General features: G+C 71.1%; 15 protein-coding genes. 10 read left to right on the top strand and 5 right to left on the bottom strand.

What is annotated here, in order from left to right:
- Positions 1-24: 24 nt before the first annotated feature.
- Genes JG616_RS03450 through JG616_RS03440 form a run of 3 tightly spaced genes read right to left on the bottom strand, consistent with a single transcriptional unit; the run spans position 25 to position 3,099 of the window.
- Positions 25-1,020, bottom strand: coding sequence for an NADPH:quinone oxidoreductase family protein (locus tag JG616_RS03450; RefSeq protein ID WP_199361049.1), 996 nt, complete (start codon positions 1,018-1,020; stop codon positions 25-27).
- A gap of 20 nt (positions 1,021-1,040) precedes the next feature.
- Complete coding sequence (locus JG616_RS03445; RefSeq protein WP_199361051.1) at positions 1,041-1,868, bottom strand: IclR family transcriptional regulator; 828 nt, start codon at positions 1,866-1,868, stop codon at positions 1,041-1,043.
- Between the two features lies 1 nt (position 1,869).
- The gene (locus tag JG616_RS03440) at positions 1,870-3,099 is read right to left on the bottom strand and encodes an acyl-CoA dehydrogenase family protein (RefSeq protein ID WP_199361054.1); all 1,230 of its coding nucleotides are present in this window, start codon (positions 3,097-3,099) and stop codon (positions 1,870-1,872) included.
- A gap of 194 nt (positions 3,100-3,293) precedes the next feature.
- On the opposite strand from JG616_RS03440, the gene JG616_RS03435 reads away from it, so the two are divergent.
- From JG616_RS03435 to JG616_RS03395, 9 genes are all read left to right on the top strand, one after another.
- Entirely contained in the window at positions 3,294-4,028 is a 735-nt protein-coding gene (locus JG616_RS03435) for a 2-phosphosulfolactate phosphatase (RefSeq protein ID WP_199361056.1), read from the top strand.
- Entirely contained in the window at positions 4,025-5,077 is a 1,053-nt protein-coding gene (locus tag JG616_RS03430; RefSeq protein WP_199361058.1) for a phosphotransferase family protein, read from the top strand. Before JG616_RS03435 ends, JG616_RS03430 begins: the two co-directional genes overlap by 4 nt.
- Positions 5,078-5,129: 52 nt before the next feature.
- A complete protein-coding gene (locus JG616_RS03425) occupies positions 5,130-7,241 on the top strand; it encodes a 3-hydroxyacyl-CoA dehydrogenase NAD-binding domain-containing protein (protein WP_199361060.1) in 2,112 nt (703 codons plus the stop codon).
- A gap of 8 nt (positions 7,242-7,249) precedes the next feature.
- On the top strand, positions 7,250-8,428 hold the full coding sequence (locus tag JG616_RS03420) for an acetyl-CoA C-acyltransferase (protein WP_199391680.1): 1,179 nt from the start codon (positions 7,250-7,252) through the stop codon (positions 8,426-8,428).
- A 4-nt stretch (positions 8,429-8,432) separates the two neighbouring features.
- Positions 8,433-9,215 (top strand): SDR family oxidoreductase, encoded by a 783-nt coding sequence (locus JG616_RS03415; RefSeq protein ID WP_199361065.1) that lies wholly within the window; start codon positions 8,433-8,435, stop codon positions 9,213-9,215.
- A complete protein-coding gene (locus JG616_RS03410) occupies positions 9,212-10,129 on the top strand; it encodes an SDR family oxidoreductase (protein ID WP_199361067.1) in 918 nt (305 codons plus the stop codon). The genes JG616_RS03415 and JG616_RS03410 overlap by 4 nt, the downstream gene beginning before the upstream one ends.
- A gap of 15 nt (positions 10,130-10,144) precedes the next feature.
- Complete coding sequence (locus JG616_RS03405) at positions 10,145-11,308, top strand: acyl-CoA dehydrogenase family protein (protein ID WP_199361069.1); 1,164 nt, start codon at positions 10,145-10,147, stop codon at positions 11,306-11,308.
- An 11-nt stretch (positions 11,309-11,319) separates the two neighbouring features.
- The gene (locus JG616_RS03400; RefSeq protein WP_199361071.1) at positions 11,320-12,435 is read left to right on the top strand and encodes an acyl-CoA dehydrogenase; all 1,116 of its coding nucleotides are present in this window, start codon (positions 11,320-11,322) and stop codon (positions 12,433-12,435) included.
- A 181-nt stretch (positions 12,436-12,616) separates the two neighbouring features.
- Positions 12,617-15,169 carry a TonB-dependent receptor gene (locus tag JG616_RS03395; RefSeq protein WP_235972860.1) on the top strand — a complete coding sequence of 851 codons (2,553 nt, stop codon included), beginning with the start codon at positions 12,617-12,619 and terminating at the stop codon, positions 15,167-15,169.
- Between the two features lie 30 nt (positions 15,170-15,199).
- Here the strand turns inward: JG616_RS03395 and JG616_RS03390 are convergent, their stop codons facing one another.
- Both JG616_RS03390 and JG616_RS03385 read right to left on the bottom strand, forming a co-directional pair.
- A complete protein-coding gene (locus tag JG616_RS03390; RefSeq protein WP_199391679.1) occupies positions 15,200-15,787 on the bottom strand; it encodes a cytochrome b in 588 nt (195 codons plus the stop codon).
- Positions 15,784-16,764, bottom strand: a complete 981-nt coding sequence (locus JG616_RS03385) for a catalase family peroxidase (RefSeq protein ID WP_343224969.1) — start codon at positions 16,762-16,764, stop codon at positions 15,784-15,786. The genes JG616_RS03390 and JG616_RS03385 overlap by 4 nt, the downstream gene beginning before the upstream one ends.
- A 362-nt stretch (positions 16,765-17,126) precedes the next feature.
- On the opposite strand from JG616_RS03385, the gene JG616_RS03380 reads away from it, so the two are divergent.
- The gene (locus JG616_RS03380) at positions 17,127-19,364 is read left to right on the top strand and encodes a TonB-dependent siderophore receptor (RefSeq protein ID WP_234446593.1); all 2,238 of its coding nucleotides are present in this window, start codon (positions 17,127-17,129) and stop codon (positions 19,362-19,364) included.
- Positions 19,365-19,376: the final 12 nt, after the last annotated feature.

Genomic DNA, 19,376 nt, shown 5'->3' with positions numbered 1-19,376 from the left:
CCTGTGGATGTGCCAGGCGGTGCCTCAGTCGGCGAGGTGTGGCAGGACCAGCAGCTTGCCCACGGCCTCGCGGGCGAGCAGGGCATCCAGTGCGGCCGGTGCCTTCGACAGTGGATAGCGCTGCGAGACCAGCGGCTGCAGGGTGCCGTCGCGCAGCCACTCGAGCAGCTGGCGGGTGTTGGCGGCGCTGGCCGCCGGCTCCCGGCGCACGAAGTCGCCCCAGAACACGCCCACGAGCGCCGTGCCCTTGAGCAGCAGCAGGTTGGCGGGCACCTTCGGGATGTCGCCGGCGGCGAAGCCGACCACGAGGTGGCGCCCGCCCCAGGCCAGGGTCCGCAATGCGGTTTCGGTCAGCGCGCCGCCCACCGGGTCGTAGACGATGTCGACGCCGCCCTTGCCGGCATGCGTGCGTACCTGGTCGCGGAAGTCCTCCACGCCGGAATCGACCGTGGCGTCGGCGCCACGCGAGCGTGCGGCCTCGCGCTTATCCGCGCTGGAGGCCGCGGCGATCACGCGCAGGCCCATGTGCTTGCCCAGTTCCACCGCGGCCAGCCCCACGCCGCCACCGGCGCCCAGCACGAGCAGCGTCTCGCCCGCCTTGGCCTGGGCGCGGTCCTTGAGTGCATGCCAGGAGGTGCCGTAGGTCAGCAGGAAGCTGGCGGCCACGGCGAGGGCCTCGTCGCCGGTGTCGGCGGGCAGCACCACGACGTGGCCGGCCTCGGCCACCACCTCTTCGGCAAAGGCGCCATGCGTTGCGGTGCCGACCACCTTGTCGCCGGTGCGCAGGGTGTCCACGCCTTCGCCCACCGCGCTGACCACGCCGGAAAATTCCAGGCCCGGCGCGAACGGCAGCTCCGGCCGGTACTGGTACTTCCCGGCCACCATCAGCGCATCCGGGAAGTTCACCGCGGCCGCGTGCACGCGCACGCGCACCTGCCCGGGCCCCGGTTCGGGCAAAGGCAGTTCGCCGATGCGCAGTGTGTCGGGTGTGCCCCATGCCTCGCAGACGACCGCTCTCATCCTGCTGCTTCCTCCCGGTTCTAGAAACGCCCCTCGGCGGCCTCGTACACGCGGTTCCGCAATGCGACCAGCCGGGGGCCGAAGTCCTGCACCAGCTTCTCGCGCGTCATCACCGACACGCGGCCACTGATGTTGAAAGCGAAATGGCGGCTGCCGTCGGCCGAGGCCATCGGCACGCCGACCGCGAACACGTCCGGGTTCCAGTCGCCCAGCGAAAACACGAAGCCGTAGGTCTCGTAGTCCTTGCGCGCGCGCTCGATGCCGGCGCGGATCTTCGGCCAGGCCTCCGGCGTGCTGGTGCGCTCGAGTTCGGCCAGGCGCTGTTCGAACACTTCGCGCGGACGTGCGGCCAGGTCGGCGCGGCCCAGCGCGGTGGTGCCGTGCGGCACGCGCGAGCCTTTCTCCAGCCGCAGGTTGAACATCGCATCGCCCTGGCAGACGTCCAGCAGCAGCATGCGCAGGCCCTCGGGCACGGCCAGCATCACTGCCGCCTGGGTGTAGTCGGCCAGTTCCTGCATCAGCGGCTGGGCGATGTCGATCACGTCGTGGCCGGCCATGTAGGCGTGGCCCAGCCCGAGCACGGCAGGCCCGAGCGCGTACTTCTCCAGCGCTGGCGCGTATTCGAGGTACCCCAGCGCGGCCAGCGTCTGCGTGAGCCGCGACACCGTGGCCTTGGGCAGCTGCGTGCGCCGGGCGATGTCCTGGTTGCCGAGGAAGCGGCCATCGCCGCGGCCACGGCCGTGTTCGAAGCAGCGCAGGATCGAGAACGCGCGCACCACCGAGTTCACCAGTGGGGTGCCGCCGTCGGCTTCGGCCAGTGATCGCGGATCGCGCCTGGGATTGCCCATGTCAGCCGGCCTCCGCACGGTATTTGCGCAGTTCGAGACGGGCGATCGACTCGTGGTGCACCTCGTCGGGGCCATCGGCCAGGCGCAGGGTGCGGGTATGCGCCCACGCCTTGGCCAGGAAGCTGTCCTGGCTCACGCCGGCGGCGCCGTGGGCCTGCACGGCCCAGTCGATCACCTGTTCGACGGCCTGCGGCGCGATCACCTTGATCATCGCGATCTCGGCGCGCGCGGCCTTGTTGCCCACGGTATCCATCATGCGGGCCGCCTTCAGCACCATCAGCCGCGCCTGGTCGAGCAGGCAGCGCGAGCGCGCGATGCGTTCGCGCCAGACCGAATACTCGACGACCGCCCGCCCGAACGCGTGGCGCGCGGCCAGCCGCCGGCACATCGCCTCGAGCGCACGCTCGCCCAGTCCGATCGCGCGCATGCAGTGGTGGATGCGCCCCGGACCGAGGCGGCCCTGGGCGATCTCGAAGCCGCGGCCCTCGCCCAGGATGAGGTTCGATGCCGGCACGCGCACGTTCACCAGCGCGACCTGCATGTGGCCGTGCGGCGCGTCGTCGTAGCCGTACACGTCCATCGCGCGCTCGACGGTGATGCCCGGCGTATCCGCGGGGACGAGGATCATCGAGTGGCGGCGGTGGCGGTCCGCGTCCGGGCTGGAGATGCCCATGACGATGTACACCGCGCAGCGCGGGTCTCCGGCACCGGAGGCGTACCATTTGCGCCCGTCGATGACGTACTCGTCGCCATCGCGGCGGATCGCGCATTCGAGGTTGGTGGCGTCCGACGAAGCCACGTCCGGCTCGGTCATCAGGAAGGCCGAGCGGATGCGGCCGTCCAGCAGCGGGTCGAGCCAGCGCGCCTGCTGCTCCTCGCTGCCAAAGCGGGCCAGCACCTCCATGTTGCCGGTGTCGGGCGCGGCGCAGTTGAACACTTCCGGCGTCCAGTAGACCCGGCCCATCAGCTCGCACAGCGGCGCGTAGTCGAGATTGGACAGGCCCTCCGGCGCGCGCGGCGAGTCGGGCAGGAACAGGTTCCACAGGCCCTCGGCGCGGGCCTCGGCCTGCAGCTGCGCCACCACGGCGCTGGGCTGCCAGGGGTCGCCGGCGGCGCGGGCATCCGCTGCCTCTTCGGCATGCGCCGCTTCGTTCGGCCAGACGCGGCGCTGCAGGAAGTCCTGCAGGCTGCGCTCGAGTTCGCGTGCTCGGGACGAGGGGGTGAGGTCCATCAGTTTCGCCTTATGGAACTTGATTCCATTATGGGGGTTGATCCTATTCGGGGATGCGGCGGGCCGCAAGTCGCGTGTTTTCGCCAGTGAAACTGCTGCATCGCAGCACATGTACCGGTTGCGTAGCCGGAACTGCCAGCCTAGAGTAGTTCCGAAATACAGAAGTCAGTTCCACTATACGGAATCACAGACCGATGCAGCCAGTCGCCTTGCCGCCCTCGCTTCATGTGCTCGTCCGCCGGGAGGACGTCGACCCGGCGCGCCTGGCGGGGCGGGTGGTGGTGGTGATCGACGTGCTGTTCGCGACCTCGACGATCGTGCATGCGCTGGGTGCGGGCGCCACGGCCGTCTATCCGGCGCGCGATGACGACGACGCGCGCGCCGCCGCGGCCTGCCGCCCCGGCGTGGTGGTGGCGGGGGAATACATGGCGCGGACCCTGCCGGGGCATGCCCCGGCCACGCCGCTGGCGCTGGCGCCGCACCTGGCTGCTGGCGGCGAGCTGGTCTACCTGACCACCAACGGAACCCGCGCCATCGCTGCCTGCACGGGTGCGGCGGCGGTCTACGCGGGTGCGCTGGGCAACGCCGGCGCGCTGGCGCGGCACGTCGTTGCGCGCCACTCCGGGCAGCCGGTGCTGCTGCTGTGCGCGGGCTCGCTCGGGCGCTTCAGCCTCGAGGACTTCGTCGGTGCCGGCCACCTGGTGCGTGCGCTGCGCGCCGCCGGCGTCTACGCGCCGAGCGACGCGGCGCTGGCGGCGGAGTTCGCCAGCCTGGGCATGAATCCCGGCGAGGCGCTGTCCACGTCGCGGGTCGGACGCATGCTGTCGGGCGCGGGCCTGGACGCGGAAATCGCGCACGCCGCGGCCTGCGACACCTGCGACGTGGTGCCGGTGCTGCGCGATGGCGTGCTGGTGAGGGCAGCGGCATGAGCGCTGCCTTCCCGGCGGTGCAGGCCAATGCCGCGCGCCTGCAGGCCTGGCTGCGCGCACACCTCGAGGGGTTCGACGGCGAGTTGCACGTCGAGCGCCTCGCCGGCGGCCGCTCCAACCCCGGCTGGCGCCTGCGGACCGCCGCGCGCGATTGCGTGCTGCGCGCGCGCCCCGGCCCGCGGGAGAAGCTCCTGCCCTCGGCGCATGCGATCGAGCGCGAATTCCGCGTGCAGCAGGCCTTGGCCGGGAGCGCCGTGCCGGTCGCGGCCATGCACGCCCTGTGCGAGGACGAGTCGATCGTCGGCGCCGGCTTCTACATCATGGATTTCGTCGACGGCGAAATCTTCCGCGACCCGGCGCTGCCGGAGTTGCCGCCCGAAGGCCGCACGCGCCGCTACGACGCGATGCTGGCGGCCATTGCCGACTTGCACCAGCTGGATGTCGACGCGCTGGGCCTGCGCGACTACGGCCGGCCCGGCCGGTATTTCGCGCGCCAGATCGACCGCTGGACGCGCCAGTACGTCGCCAGTCGCGATGGCGACATTGCCGCGATGGAGAAGCTGGTCGCCTGGCTGCCCGGCGCCGTGCCGCGCGAGGACGATGAGCCGGTGGCGCTGGTCCACGGCGATTTCCGCATCGACAACCTGATCTTCGCCCAAGGCCAGCCACGGCTGCGCGCGGTGCTGGACTGGGAGCTGTCCACGCTCGGCCATCCGCTGGCCGACTTCGGCTACCACGTGATGACCTGGCACATCGCGCCCGGCTTCCTGCCCGGCCTGGGCGGGCTCGACCTCGACGCGCTCGGCATTCCCGACGAGCAGGCGTATGTGCGCGAGTACGAGCGCCGCACCGGGCTGCGCGCGGGCGAGCACTGGGACTTCTGCCTGGCCTACAACCTGTTCCGCCTCGCCGCGATCCTGCAGGGCGTCGGCGCGCGTGCGCGCGCCGGCATGGCCACCGATCCGCAGGCGGCGCGCTTCGGTGCGCAGGTGCCGATGCTGGCCGGGCTCGGCTGGCGCTTCGCGCAGCGCGCAGGAGCCGCGGCATGAGTCCCGCGGCCCGCCACGTCCTTTCCCCACACGCCACGGTGCCGACAACGACATGGCCGTAACCACGACACTGCATGACGGCATCGCCGTCGTCACCTTCGACAACCCGCCGGTCAACGGCCTGGGCCTGGACGTGCGCCGCGGCCTGGCCGAGGCGGTGGAGGCCGCCAATGCCGACGACGCGATCCAGGGCGTCGTCATCACCGGCGGCGGCCGCTTCTTCTCCGGCGGCGCCGACATCAAGGAATTCGACACGCCGCGCGCCGGGCAGGCGCCCGACCTGCACGACGTCATCGCCGTGGTGGAGTCCAGCGCCAAGCCGGTCTGCGTCGCCATCAACGGCACCGCCCTCGGCGGCGGGCTGGAGCTGGCGCTGGGCGCGCACTACCGCGTGGCGCTCCGCGGCGTCGAGGTCGGTCTGCCCGAGGTCAGGATCGGCATCCTCCCCGGCGGCGGCGGGACCCAGCGGCTGCCGCGCGCGGTCGGACTGGAGACCGCGCTGAACATGATCGTGTCGGGTGCGCCGGTCGCGGCCGAGCGGCTCGCCGGCACCGCCCTGTTCGACAGCGTGGTGGACGGGGATCCGGTCGAGGCCGCGATCGCCCTGCTGCGCGAACGGATCACAGCGGGCGCCGCGCACCCGCGCGTGCGCGACCGCCAAGTCGAACATGACGATGCGCAGGCTTATCTGTCCTGGGCGCGCATGGGCGTGGCCGCGGCGTCCGCCAACTATCCGGCGCCGCTGCGCTGCGTGGAGGCGGTCGCCGCCTCGCTGCGCCCCTTCGACGAGGGCATGGCGGTCGAACGCGAGGGCTTCACCGTGCTGGTGAACTCGCCCGAATCGCGCGCGCTGCGCCACGCCTTCTTCGGCGAACGCGCGGCCAGCCGCATCGACGACATCGGCCCGGACGTGAAGCCGCGCCCGGTCACGCGCGTGGGCATCGTCGGTGCCGGCACCATGGGCGGCGGCATCGCCATGAACTTCCTCAACGCGGGCATCCCGGTGTCGATCGTGGAGACCTCGCAGGAGGCGCTCGACCGCGGCCTGGCGACCATCCGCCGCAACTACGAGGGCAGCGCGAAGAAGGGCCGCCTGACCGCCGAACAGGTCGAGCAGCGCATGGCCCTGCTCGCGCCCGCGCTGGACTACGCCGCGCTGGCCGATGCCGACCTCGTGATCGAGGCGGTCTACGAGGACTACGCGGTCAAGCAGGCGGTGTTCGAGAAGATCGACGCGGTGGTGAAGGACGGCGCCATCCTCGCCACCAATACCTCCACGCTCGATGTCGACCGCGTGGCCGCGTTCACCCGCCGCCCGCAGGACGTGCTGGGCCTGCACTTCTTCAGCCCGGCCAACGTCATGCGCCTGCTGGAGGTGGTGCGCGGCGCGAAGACGGCGAAGGACGTGATGGCCACGGCCATGGCGATGGCCAAGGCGATCCGCAAGACCGCCGTGGTCTCGGGCGTGTGCGACGGCTTCATCGGCAACCGCATGGTCGAGCAGTACTCGCGCCAGGCCACCTTCCTGCTCGAGGAAGGCGCGTTGCCGCAGCAGGTCGACCGCGCAATGGAGGCGTTCGGCTTCGCCATGGGGCCGTTCCGGATGGGCGACCTCGCCGGCAACGACATCGGCTGGGCGATCCGCAAGCGCCGCTACCTCGAGCAGCCGGACATGGTCTATGCGAAGAACGCCGACCTGCTGTGCGAGATGGGCCGCTACGGCCAGAAGACCGGCAAGGGCTGGTACGACTACCGGCCCGGCGACCGCACGCCGCATCCGTCGGCCGAGGTCGAGGCGATGATCGTCGAGCAGTCGAAGGCGCTGGGCATCACGCGCCGCGGGATCTCCGACCAGGAGATCGTCGAGCGCCTGGTCTACGCCCTGGTCAACGAGGGCGCGCACATCCTCGCCGAAGGCATCGCGGCGCGCGCCTCGGACATCGACATCGTCTACCTCGCCGGCTACGGCTTCCCCGCCTGGCGCGGCGGTCCGATGTTCCATGCCGACCAGGTCGGCCTCTACAACGTGCTGGCGGCGATGCGCCGCCATGCCCGCGGCCACCGTGGCGAGGCCTGGGAGCCGGCGCCGCTGCTGGTCGAACTGGCCGACGCCGGCCGTTCCTTCAACGATCCGGTCGCGCGCCCGCGCGCCGCCGCTGCATGAGTCCCGCCATGAACGAAGCCGTCATCGTCTCCACCGCGCGCACCGGCCTGGCCAAGAGCTGGAAGGGCGCGCTCAACCTGAGCCACGGCGCCACGGTCGGCGGCCACGTGGTGCGCCACGCGGTCGAGCGCGCCGGCGTGGACCCGGCCGAGATCGAAGACGTGGTCATGGGCTGCGCCTGGCCCGAGGGCGCCACCGGCAGCAACATCGCCCGCCAGATCGCGCTGCGCGCCGGCCTGCCGTCGAGCGCACCGGGTACCACGGTCAACCGTTTCTGCGCCTCGGGGCTGCAGGCGATCGCGCAGACCGCGCAGCGCATCGTGGCGGGCGAAACCGGCGTTTTCGTGGCCGGAGGAGTCGAGTGCATCTCCACGGTGCAGAACACCATCAACCAGCACATGCTGGAAGACACCTGGATGCAGCGCCACCATCCGGCGATCTACATGCCGATGCTGCAGACGGCGGAGAACGTCGCCAGGCGCTACGGCATCGACCGCGAACGCCAGGACCGCTACGGCGCGGAAAGCCAGCAGCGCGCCGCGACGGCGCAGGCGGCCGGCCGCTTCAACGACGAGATCGTGCCGATCACCGTGCGCCAGGCGGTGGCCGATCCGGTGACGAAAGCGATGGGCACGCGCGAAGTCACGCTCTCGGCCGACGAAGGCATCCGCGCCGACACGAGCTATGAGGGCGTGTCGAAGATCCGCACGGCGCTGCCCGGCGGCGTGATCTCGGCCGGCAACGCCAGCCAGTTCTCCGATGGCGCCTCGGCCAGCGTGCTGATGTCGGCCGCCGAGGCCGCGCGCCGCGGCATCCGCCCGCTCGGCATCTTCCGCGGCTTCGCGGTCGCGGGCTGCGAGGCCGACGAGATGGGGATCGGCCCGGTGTTCGCCGTGCCGAAGCTGCTGCAGCGCGCCGGGCTCACGGTCGACGACATCGGCCTGTGGGAGCTCAACGAGGCCTTCGCCGTGCAGGTGCTGTACTGCATGGACCGTCTCGGCATCCCGGACGAGCGGCTCAACGTCAACGGCGGCGCGATCGCGGTCGGCCATCCCTACGGGGTCAGCGGCGCGCGCCTGATCGGGCATGCGCTGATCGAGGGCCGGCGCCGTGGCGTGAAGTACGTCGTGGTCACCATGTGCGTGGGCGGCGGCCAGGGCGCGGCCGGCCTGTTCGAGGTGGCCTGAGCCGATGACCGGCCACCGCACCCTGTTCGACCTCGACGGACGCATCGCGCTGGTCACCGGCGGTTCGCGCGGCCTTGGCCTGCAGATCGCCGAGGCGCTGGGCGACCACGGCGCCGCGGTGATGATCGCCGCGCGCAAGCAGCACGAGCTCGACGCCGCGCTGGTGCACCTGCGCAGCCGCGGCATCCGCGCCGAGACCTGCGCGGTGGACCTCGCCGCCGATGGCGGCGCGGAGACCCTGGTCGAGGCGACGCTGGACGCGTTCGGCGCCATCGACGTGCTGGTCAACAATGCCGGTGCCAGCTGGGGCGCGCCGGCCGAGGACTATCCGCTCGAGGCCTGGGACAAGGTCTTCGGCCTCAACGTGCGCGCGCTGTTCGCGCTGTCGCAGCAGGTGGCGCGGCGCGCGATGCTGCCGCGCGGCAGCGGCCGCATCGTCAACATCGCCTCGGTCGCCGGACTGCGCGGCAATGCCGGCGCCCTGCTCAAGACCGCCGCCTACAACGCCTCCAAGGGCGCGGTGGTGAACCTGACCCGCGCGCTGGCCGCGGAGTGGGGCGGGCGCGGCATCACCGTCAACGCGATCGCGCCCGGGTTCTTCCCTTCGAAGATGAGCCAGGGCGTGATCGGCGCGCTGGGCGAGGATGCGCTGATGGGCAATGCGCCGCTGCGCCGGCTCGGCGGCGATGCCGACCTCAAGGGCGCGGCCCTGCTGTTCGCCTCCGACGCGGGTGCGCACATCACCGGCCAGGTGCTGGCGGTCGACGGCGGGTACACGGCGGTATGAGCGCGATGGCGGCCATGGGCGACCTGCGCGGCAAGGTGGCGGTGATCACCGGCGCCGGCTCCGGCTTCGGCCGCGAGTTCGCGCGCCTGGCCGCCGATGCCGGCATGGCCCTGGTGCTGGTGGACGTGCAGGCCGACGCGCTCGCCGGGACCGCGGCCAGGCTCGAAGCCAAGGGCGCGACCGTGATGCAGCGCCGGCTGGACGTTGCCGACGGCGATGCCATGCAGACTTTGGCGCACGACACCTGGGCGCGCTTCGGCGCGGTCCACCTGCTGTTCAACAATGCCGGCGTCGGCACCACCGGCATGGTCTGGGAAGCCAGCGTCCAGGACTGGGAGTGGGTGCTCGGCGTCAACCTGTGGGGCACGATCCACGGCGTGCGTGCCTTCGTGCCGCGCATGCTTGAGGTCGCCGCCAAGGAGCCGGCCTATCGCGGCCACGTGGTCAACACCGCGTCGATGGCGGGGCTGGTCAATCCGCCGCTGACCGGCCCGTACAACGTCGCCAAGCACGCCGTGGTGTCGCTGTCGGAGACGCTCCACCAGGACCTGTCGCTGGTCGGCGACCGTGTCGGCTGCTCGGTGCTGTGTCCTTCCTGGGTCGGCACCGGGATTGCCCGGGCCGACCGCAACCGCGACCCGCGGGCGTTGCGCACCCACAGCCGCGCGGCCGCCGTGGGCCAGTCGCTGGTCGACAAGGCGGTGTCCTCGGCGAAGACCACCGCCGCGGACGTGGCGCAACTGACCTTCGAGGCCATCGCCGAACGCCGCTTCTGGATCCTCCCGCACCCGCAGGCGCTGGAGGGCGTGCGCGCGCGCCTCGACGCCCTGCGGTCGCTCGCACCTCCCCCCGACCCCTACGCCGCGCTGCCGCAGCTGCGGCGCCAGATCCTCGACGCGCTGCACGCGCCCTGAGCCACCGGAGCCTGCATGGACCTGAACTTCAGTCCCGATGAACTCGCGTTCCGCGCCGAGGTGCGCGCCTTCGTCGCCGCGCACCTGCCGGACGACATCCGCGATCGCGTGCGCCGCGGCGACGAGAGCCAGGTGGCCGACGACCTGCGCCGCTGGCAGGAGATCCTGCACGCGCACGGCTGGGGCGCGGTGATGTGGCCGCGCGAGTTCGGCGGCACCGGCTGGGACAAGACCCGCCAGTACCTGTTCGAGATCGAGTGCGCCGCGGCGGACGCGCCGATCCAGCTGCCCTTCGGCCTGAAGATGGTGGCGCCGGTGATCATGCGCTACGGCACGCCGGCGCAGCAGCAGCGCTTCCTGCCGCGGATCCTCGACGGCAGCGACTGGTGGTGCCAGGGGTATTCGGAGCCCGGCAGCGGCTCGGACCTGGCGTCGCTCAAGACCCGCGCCGAGCGCGACGGGGACCACTACGTGGTCAACGGGCAGAAGGCCTGGAACACGCTCGGCCAGCATGCCGGCTGGATCTTCTGCCTGGTGCGCACCGACCCGGCCGCCAAGCCGCAGCGCGGCATCAGCTTCCTGCTCATCGACATGCGCACGCCGGGCATCCGCCTGCAGCCAACGCGCCTGCTCGATGGCGGCCACGAGGTCAACGAGGTGTTCTTCGACAACGTGCGCGTGCCGGTGAAAAACCTGGTGGGCGAGGAGAACGCGGGCTGGACCTGCGCCAAGTTCCTGCTCGGCCACGAACGCACCAACATCGCCGGCATCGGTGCCAGCCGGCGCGAACTGGCGCGGCTGCGGCGCATGGCCGGCGAGGCCGGTCGCAACGGCGCGCCGCTGGCCGACAACCCGGTGTTCGCCTCGCGCATCGCCCAGGTCGCGCTGGAGCTGCGCGCGCTGGAGGTCACCAACCTGCGCGTGATCTTCGGCGAGGCGCGGCAGCAGGCGCCGGGACCGGAGGCCTCGATGCTCAAGATCCGCGGCACCGAGATCCTGCAGCGCATCACCGAGCTGCAGGTCGAGGCGCTGGGTGCGCGCGCGCTGGAATACGAGGGCGACGGCGAGGACGTGCCGCGCGCCGTCGGCCACTACATGAACCTGCGCAAGCTGAGCATCTACGGCGGATCCAACGAGATCCAGAGAAACATCATCGCGCAGATGGTCCTGCAACTCTGAGGTCACGACGCATGGATGTTTCCTTCACCGAAGAACAGCAGATGCTCCATGACTCGATCCGGCGGTATCTCGCGTCCGACTATCCGCTCGAGCACCGCGCGAAGACCATCGCCGGCGAGGACGGCTGGTCGGCCGACACCTGGCGGGCGCTGGCCGACCTGGGCCTGCTCGCGCTCGACATCGAGGAGGCCGATGGCGGCATCGGCGCCGGCCCGGTCGGCACCATGCTGGTGTCGCAGGCCACCGGCGCGGGGCTGCTGCTCGAACCCTTCCATTCCAGCGCGGTGCTGGCCACGCGCGTCATCTCGCTGCTGGGGCAGGGCGAACGGCGCACGATGCTGCTCGACGCGCTGGCTTCCGGCGACGCGGTCGCGGTGCTGGCACACGACGAGGACGGCGGCTGGTTCGATGCGCGCAGCACCACCGCCGAGCCGGATGGCGACGGCTGGCGCCTGCATGGCCGCAAGGCGCGCGTCTACCACGCGCCAATGGCGCGCTGGCTGCTGGTGAGCGCGCGCACGCAGGACGGCAGCGGCGTGTTCCTGGTCGAGCGCGATGCCGAAGGCATGGAGCTGCGGGCGCTGCGCACGGTCGATGGCCAGCGTGCTGCGGACATCGAACTCGATCTGCACCTGCCGGCAGATGCGCGGCTGGGGGGTGAGGCCTCCGCGGCGCTGGAGCAGGCGCTCGACCATGGACTCGCGGCGCTGTGCGCCGATGCGCTGGGCGTGCTCGATCGCACGCTGGCCACCACCGTGCAGTACACACGCGACCGCGTGCAGTTCGGCACGCCAATCGGCCGCTTCCAGGCGCTGCAGCACCGCATGGCGGACATGTACATGCAGGTCGAGCAGGCGCGTTCGATGAGCTATCTCGCCACCTCGGCCTGCCTGGGCGACGACGCGCAGGCGCGGCGCGAGGCGGTGTCGGGGGCGAAGGTCGTGGTCGGCCAGGCCGCGCGGCGGGTCGGGCAGGAGGCGGTCCAGCTGCACGGCGGCATGGGCATGACCGATGAACTCGATGTCAGCCACTGCTTCCGGCGGCTGCTGGCCTTCGAGCTGCGCATGGGGACGACCGACGAGCACCTGCGTGCGCTGCATGGGCTTGCACGGGCGGAGGCGGCGTAGCGGCAACACCGGCGGCCCGCGTCCACGGCGCGAGGTGGCCAGGAGGGAGGAGACGGACGTACGCAGGGGACGCGGCAGAACAGGAAGACACGCGGCACAGGCAAACATTCGAGGCTTCCGGGTCGCCGCAGGCGGTAGCGACCAGCGAGGGCCCAACGCAGGACTACGGGAGGGTAGACCCATGAACGGAAACACGATCCATCGCAACGTGCTCGCCGCGGCAGTGGCATGCGCGCTGGCCGGCTTCGCGACGAGCGCGCTGGCGGCCACCCCCATGCAGGACGGGGGCAACCAGGGGGAGGCGCCTGCGGACAACGAACGGGCGACCACGCTCGACGGCCTGATCGTCACCGCGCAGAAGCGCGAGGAGGCGCTGCAGGACGTCCCGATCACGATGAGCGTGCTGCCCGAGCAGCTGTTGCAGGATGCGGGCGCGCGCGACATCAAGGAACTCCAGCACCTGGTCTCGGGCATGAGCGTCACCAGCACGGCCTCGGAAAGCCAGACCACGGTGCGCCTGCGCGGCGTCGGCACGGTGGGCGACAACCCGGGCCTGGAATCGTCGGTGGGCGTGGTGATCGACGGCGTCTACCGTCCCCGCAACGGCGTGGGCTTCGGGGACCTCGGTCCGGTCGAGCGGGTGGAGGTGCTCAAGGGCCCGCAGGGCACGGTGTTCGGCAAGAACACCTCGGCCGGCCTGGTCAATGTCGTGACGCGGGCGCCGTCGTACACCCAGAGCGCGGAAGCCGAGTTCACCGCCGGCAACTACGGCCTGTTCGGCGTGTCGGCCAGCTACAACGATGCGCTCAGCGAGACCGCGGCGTTCAGCCTCTATGGTGTCAAGCGCTGGCGTGACGGCTTCCTCGACGTCGAGACCGGCGCGGGGCCGCGCACCAGCCGCGAGGACAACGACCTCGACTTCCACGGCCTGCGTGGCCAGCTGCTGCTCGAGCCGACCGATGGCCTGCGCATCCGCATGATCGCCGACTTCGCCAGCCGCGACGAGGAATGCTGCGCAGCGGTCACCACCACGCGCGGCCCCACCGCCGCCATCGTCGATGCCCTGGCCGGTGGCGCGGGCGTCATTCCCGTGCCCGATCCCGAGCGTCGCCTGGCCTACAGCAACGACGGCAGCCGCCAGTCCGTGGTGGACAAGGGCGTATCGGTGCAGGTCGACTGGGACATGCCATGGATGGGCGATGCCACGCTGACCTCGATCACGGCCATGCGCGAGTGGACCAACCTCAACTCCGGCGATCTCGACTTCACCACGGCGCCGATCTGGGTCCGCCCCTACGGCGAAGGCCTGAACGACGTCGGCTTCGAGACCTTCAGCCAGGAGCTGCGCCTGACCGGCTCGAGCGAGCGGGTGGACTGGATGGTCGGCGCCTTCTATGCCGACGAGGACCTGGTGCGCAACGACAGCATCACCATGGGCGGCGCCTACGAGTCCTACCTGTCGATCGCGCTGCTGAACAACATCGCCAACGCGTTCCCGGCCGGCCTGGTCGACACCAGCAACCCGTTCCTGTTCCTGTCGCAGGCGGCGGGCCGGCCCTTCGGCTCGACCTTCGTCGGCGGCGGCAGCCACGACCACTTCGAGCAGAACGCGCGCAGCACGGCGCTGTTCACCAACAACGTGTGGCGGGCCACCGACGCGCTCGACATCACCCTGGGCGCGCGCTACACCGACGAGAGCAAGACGCTGCGCTCGCAGCTGTCCAACCCCAACGGCGGCATTGGCTGCCTCAACGGCCTGGCCAATCCGGCCCAGGTCGGCGCGGCGCTCGCCGGCCGCGGCGTGCCCGGGCCCTACATCGCCGGCCTGGTGCCGACGGTCATCGGCTACATGTGCCTGCCGTGGAGCAACGTGATGCACAACGGCCGCGACACCTGGCAGGAGCGCGACGAGAAGGAATGGTCCGGCTCGCTGCGGGCGTCGTACCGCTGGAGCGATGCACTGATGACCTATGCGTCGGCGGCGCGCGGCTACAAGGCCGGCGGCTTCAACCTGGACCGCGTGCAGTCGTCGAACGGCTTGTCGTCGGGCGATGCCGGCATCACTCCGGTGGTCGACACCGCGTTCCCCGGCGAGTTCGTCGACAGCTACGAACTCGGCCTGAAGTCGACCCTGGCCGGCGGCAACCTGCTGCTCAACGCCGCGCTGTTCCAGCAGACCTTCACCGACTTCCAGCTCAACAGCTTCCTTGGCACCAGCTACGTGGTGCGTTCGATCCCCGAGCTCAGGAGCCAGGGCCTCGACCTCGACCTGATGTGGCAGACGCCGGTGTACGGCCTGTCGCTGCAGGGCGGCGCGACGTACCTGGACGCGGAGTTCGGCAGCGAGCTGCTGCCCGACGCCGACCTGGTGCTGCTGCCCGGGGCGACGCCGGGGTTCATGCCGCGCTGGCAGGCCAATGCGTCGATGACCTACGAGTGGGATTTCGCCGACAGCATGCTGGGCCGCGTGTATCTGGGCGCGCGCTACACCGGCGACCACAACACCGGCTCCGACCTCGATCCACAGAAGTTCCAGGAGGCCTACACCGTGGTCGATGCGCGCGTCGTGCTCGGCTCGCGCAACCGCCGCTGGGCGGTGGAGCTCTGGGGCCGCAACCTGACCGACGAGACCTACAGCCAGGTCGGTTTCGACGCGCCGATCCAGACCGGGTCGTGGAACGCCTTCCTCGGTGCGCCGCGGACCTGGGGCCTGACCCTGCGGGTCATGTACTGAGCCCGGCCCGGTGATGCGGCGGCGGACGTCTCAGCGCGGCGGAGGCGTCCGCGCAGCACCGGGCGGCGTGTCGGCTGGGCTGGAGTCCACGGCCCGCCGCTTGCCGAATGCCATATGGTCGAACACGCCATCGCGCCGCACCCAGGCGTGGTGCAGCGCGGCACCGGCATGCACCAGCACCAGGGCCAGCAGCCCATAGGCCAGCCATGCATGCAGTTCGCGCAGCAGCCCATAACGGGCGAGGTCGGCGTCCATGAGCGCGGGCAGCACGAATCCGCCCACGCGCACCGGCAGTCCGGCGGCGCCGTGCATCGCCCAGCCGGTGAGCGGCAGCGCCAGCATCAGCCCATACAGCGCCCAGTGACTGGCCCGCGCAAGCGCGCGCTGCAGCGCGGGAATGCTGTGCGGAAGCGGCGGAGCGCGGAAGCGCAGGCGGTTGGCCAGGCGCAGCAGCACCAGCACCAGCGCCAATACGCCGAAGGCCTTGTGCAGCTGGATGGCGGGCGTGGTCCAGATCTGCCAGCGGTCGACCATGCTTACGCCCAGGCTGAGTTGCGACAGCAGCAACGCGGCCATCGCCCAGTGCAGCAGGCGCGCGGACAAGGGGTAGCGGGTCATGGCGCGCCCTCCAGCAGGGTTTCGCGCGCGCGCCGGCGCAGGCTTTCGGCGTAGGCGGCGCGGCGCGCGTGCAGGACGGGATCGTCGGATGGCTCGATGCCTTCCGGCAGCACCAGCGGGTCGAAGTTGAGGCCGTTGCAGTCGCCGCCCTCCTGCGGACGGGCGGAGGTGAGTTCGACGGTGCCGGCATCCACGGTGCGGCGGGTGTCAGGCCAGGGCAGGGCGCCGTTGTCGACAGGATCGCCGGGTTCGGCCAGCTGCAGGCGCAGCGTCCAGCGCAGCGGGCCGTCGGCCAGGCGCTGCTGGAACTCGCGGCTCAGCGCGTCATCGGAGTGCGCGCCGTCGCCCAGCGGCACGAACGAGGCCTCCGGCACCATCGTCCAGCGCACCGGCTGGCGCTGGCCCTGCGCATCGACCAGCACGAAGGCGTTGATGCCGTGGTACTGCGTGTTCGCCCAGCTGTCGCTGGCCGTGTAGGCCGCCTGCCACGCGCGGAACGCGGCGCTTTCGGGATGGGCCTCGAAGAACGCCGCGATGCGCGCCGGGTCCGGCTTGCCGGTGGCGGGGTCGGGCGCCATCGCGCGCAGCTGGTCGTGGAAGGCCTCGGGCGTGCCGACCGCCAGCACCGGCGGTGTGTTCATCGCCATCCGCCACTGCTGGCCATCGGCCTGGGTGATGGCCAGGGCCATGCTGCGTACGCCGGCGCTGGCTTCGGGTGCGACCGGGCTGCCGCCGCCGATCGACATCCGCCCCAGCACTTGTGACTCGCCGGCGGCGAACAGACCCGCCGACGACAGCGCCGCCGCGTCGCCCGAGGCGATGAAGCGGCCCGATACGCACAGCCCGCGTGCGTGGGCACGGCGGAACCCGGCATGCATCGGCTCACCGCCGCCCTGCATGGTGTCGACGATCGCGCTGGCGCGGTGTTCTGCGCCATTGCCGAACGCGCCGCGCAGGCCGGCGACGCCGACGGCCACGGCGCCCAGAAGCAACGCAATGAGGACGGTGCGCAGTACGCGGCTGCGGGCTGGCAACGGGGCCCCAAGGGGCGAGGGCTGCGGGGCGGGATCCATGGGGCGCCTGCGGAGGGTGGTGGGGGAGGTCAAGCAATGGCCATCATCGCCCAAGCTGGCAGCTTCGGCCGCATACGCCTGACCGGGCGCGATCCGCCATCCCGGCGCGGTGGACGCTGCCGTTCGGATTGCAAAATGGGAATCGTTCGCATCTAATGGGCCTCGGCCGACGCCATGTCGGCTGCCTATGCACCCGATTCGTCCCGCCAGCTGAGGTCGCCAGCGGACACAGGGCTCGTCCCTCGTCCGACAACCAGCGACCCTCAATGCCCCCCACCTGCCAGATCCCTTCGCGGCCCTTCCGCGATCGCATCACCGATCCCGCGTTCCGCGCCAGCGCGTTCCGCACCAGCGCGCTCCGCGCCGCCATCGCGCTCGCCCTGCCGCTGATGCTCGCCACGGCTCCCGGCCTGGCCGCGGCCCAGTCCGCCGAGCTCGCCACCCAGCCCGCGGCCGAGGCCACCATCAGCACCGGCACCCTCGCCGCCACCGACCTCGACACCATCCGCGTCGTCGGCCAGCGCGCCAACCGCGTCAGCAATGGCGCCACCAACCTCGACCTCTCGATCCGCGAGACGCCGCAGTCCATCAGCGTGGTCACCGCCGAGCAGATGCGCCAGTTCGGCGCCAACAGCGTCAACGCCGCGTTGCGCCTGGCCACGGGCGTGCGCGTGGACGAGTGGGAGACCAACCGCACCAGCTACAGCGCGCGCGGCTTCGACATCCTCAACACGCAGGTCGACGGCGTAGGCCTCCCCAACGGCTGGGGCACCACCACCGGCGCGGTCGATGCCGCCGGCTACGAGAAGGTGGAGGTGATCCGCGGCGCCAACGGGCTGCTGACCGGCGTGGGCAACGCGGCGGGCACCATCAACTACGTGCGCAAGCGGCCGACCAATGAACGCGAGGGTCGGTTCGGCCTGTCCTACGGTTCCTGGAACACGCTGCGCGCGGAGGTGGATTACTCCACGCCGTTCACCGCCGATGGCACCTGGGCCGGGCGCGTGGTGGCCGCGCACGAGCAGGGCGATTCCTGGCTGCGCGCCAACGAGAATTCCCGCGACTTCTTCTACGGCGTGGTCGATGGGCAGGTCGGCGATCGCGGCACGCTGACGCTGGGCTGGTCGTACCAGCGCGCGGAGTCCGACGGCATCATGTGGGGCGCGCTGCCCTTCACCAACAGCGACGGCACGCAGCGCGAATGGCCGCGCAATACCAGCACCACCCAGGACTGGACCTACTGGGACACCACCGCGCACACGGCCTTCGCCGAGTACACGCACGACGTGGCCGACGATTGGCAGTTGAAGCTCTCCTACAACTACCGCCGCAACACCGGCGACGAGCGCATGTTCTACGCCTTCGATGGTCTGGGCACGGGCCTGGATCCGGAGACCGGCCTCGGCCTGTCCGGCTATCCCTGGGGCGGCGACGACGAAGCCACGGCGCACCTCGGCACCGCCACGCTCAACGGCACGTTCCAGATGTTCGGGCGCGAGCACGAGGCGATGGTGGGCCTCGCCCGCGCGCGCAGCACCACCGACAACCGCGAGCGCACCGCGGACTTCTCGTCACCCGCCTGGGGTCCGCTGCCACCGTTTCCGTATCCGACCAACGCCATCCCGGAGCCCGACTGGAGCGAGCCCAACCTCTACTCCGAACTCGACCAGGAGCTCACGCGCGCCTTCGCGGCCACGCGCATTGCGCTCACCGACCGCTTCAAGGCCATCGTCGGCGCCAACCACGCGCGCTACCGCCGCAGCGGGAATTCCTATGACCTGGGCTTCGACCAGACCACGAAGCACACCAGCCCCTACGGCGGCCTGACCTTCGACTTCACCGACCGCGTGCTCGGCTATGTCAGCTACTCCGATATCCATCAGCCGCAGGACCAGGTGGATGCCAACGACCGCTACCTCGACGCCAGCCAGGGCGTGAACTACGAGGCGGGCATCAAGGCCGACTGGCTGGACGGGCGGCTGCTGACGACGGTGGCGGTGTTCAAGGCCGACCAGGAAGGCCTGGCCACGCCGACGGGCCAGTACAACGAGTTCGGCATGGCGATCTATGCGCCGGTGGACGTGCGCTCGAAGGGCGTGGAGCTGGAGGCGGTGGGGCGGATCACCGATCACCTGGATCTCGTTGCCGGCTACACCGCGCTGCGGCTGGACGGCCTCGACGGCCGCGACACCTATCCCTGGGTGCCGCGCCGCACGGCCAACCTGCTCTTGAGCGGGCGCTTCCCGGCCTACGAGGCGCTGTCCTGGGGCATTGGCGGGCGCTGGCAGAGCGGCATCTTCAATACCGAAGCCAGCGGCTTCCGCGTGCGCCAGGACAGCTACGCGGTGGCGAACGCATTCGTCGCCTGGGACTTCGCGCCCGACGCCACGCTGCGCCTCAACGCCAACAACATCACCGACGAGAAGTACATCAACACGCTGCGCTACAGCGGCTATTACGGCGCGCCCGCGAACTACACGCTCAGCCTTGACTGGAGGTTCTGATGCCGTCGCGTG

The sequence above is a fragment of the Luteimonas sp. MC1895 genome (assembly GCF_016457215.1).
GTDB lineage: Bacteria > Pseudomonadota > Gammaproteobacteria > Xanthomonadales > Xanthomonadaceae > Luteimonas.
Note: the sequence above shows the minus strand (reverse complement) of the source record. Positions and strands in the feature narration are given on the sequence as shown.

Coding starts and splice junctions, on each gene's coding strand:
- JG616_RS03450 (WP_199361049.1), bottom strand. CDS start 1,020: ATGAGAGCGGTCGTCTGCGAGGCATGGGGCACACCCGACACACTGCGC.
- JG616_RS03445 (WP_199361051.1), bottom strand. CDS start 1,868: ATGGGCAATCCCAGGCGCGATCCGCGATCACTGGCCGAAGCCGACGGC.
- JG616_RS03440 (WP_199361054.1), bottom strand. CDS start 3,099: ATGGACCTCACCCCCTCGTCCCGAGCACGCGAACTCGAGCGCAGCCTG.
- JG616_RS03435 (WP_199361056.1), top strand. CDS start 3,294: ATGCAGCCAGTCGCCTTGCCGCCCTCGCTTCATGTGCTCGTCCGCCGG.
- JG616_RS03430 (WP_199361058.1), top strand. CDS start 4,025: ATGAGCGCTGCCTTCCCGGCGGTGCAGGCCAATGCCGCGCGCCTGCAG.
- JG616_RS03425 (WP_199361060.1), top strand. CDS start 5,130: ATGGCCGTAACCACGACACTGCATGACGGCATCGCCGTCGTCACCTTC.
- JG616_RS03420 (WP_199391680.1), top strand. CDS start 7,250: ATGAACGAAGCCGTCATCGTCTCCACCGCGCGCACCGGCCTGGCCAAG.
- JG616_RS03415 (WP_199361065.1), top strand. CDS start 8,433: ATGACCGGCCACCGCACCCTGTTCGACCTCGACGGACGCATCGCGCTG.
- JG616_RS03410 (WP_199361067.1), top strand. CDS start 9,212: ATGAGCGCGATGGCGGCCATGGGCGACCTGCGCGGCAAGGTGGCGGTG.
- JG616_RS03405 (WP_199361069.1), top strand. CDS start 10,145: ATGGACCTGAACTTCAGTCCCGATGAACTCGCGTTCCGCGCCGAGGTG.
- JG616_RS03400 (WP_199361071.1), top strand. CDS start 11,320: ATGGATGTTTCCTTCACCGAAGAACAGCAGATGCTCCATGACTCGATC.
- JG616_RS03395 (WP_235972860.1), top strand. CDS start 12,617: ATGAACGGAAACACGATCCATCGCAACGTGCTCGCCGCGGCAGTGGCA.
- JG616_RS03390 (WP_199391679.1), bottom strand. CDS start 15,787: ATGACCCGCTACCCCTTGTCCGCGCGCCTGCTGCACTGGGCGATGGCC.
- JG616_RS03380 (WP_234446593.1), top strand. CDS start 17,127: ATGCCCCCCACCTGCCAGATCCCTTCGCGGCCCTTCCGCGATCGCATC.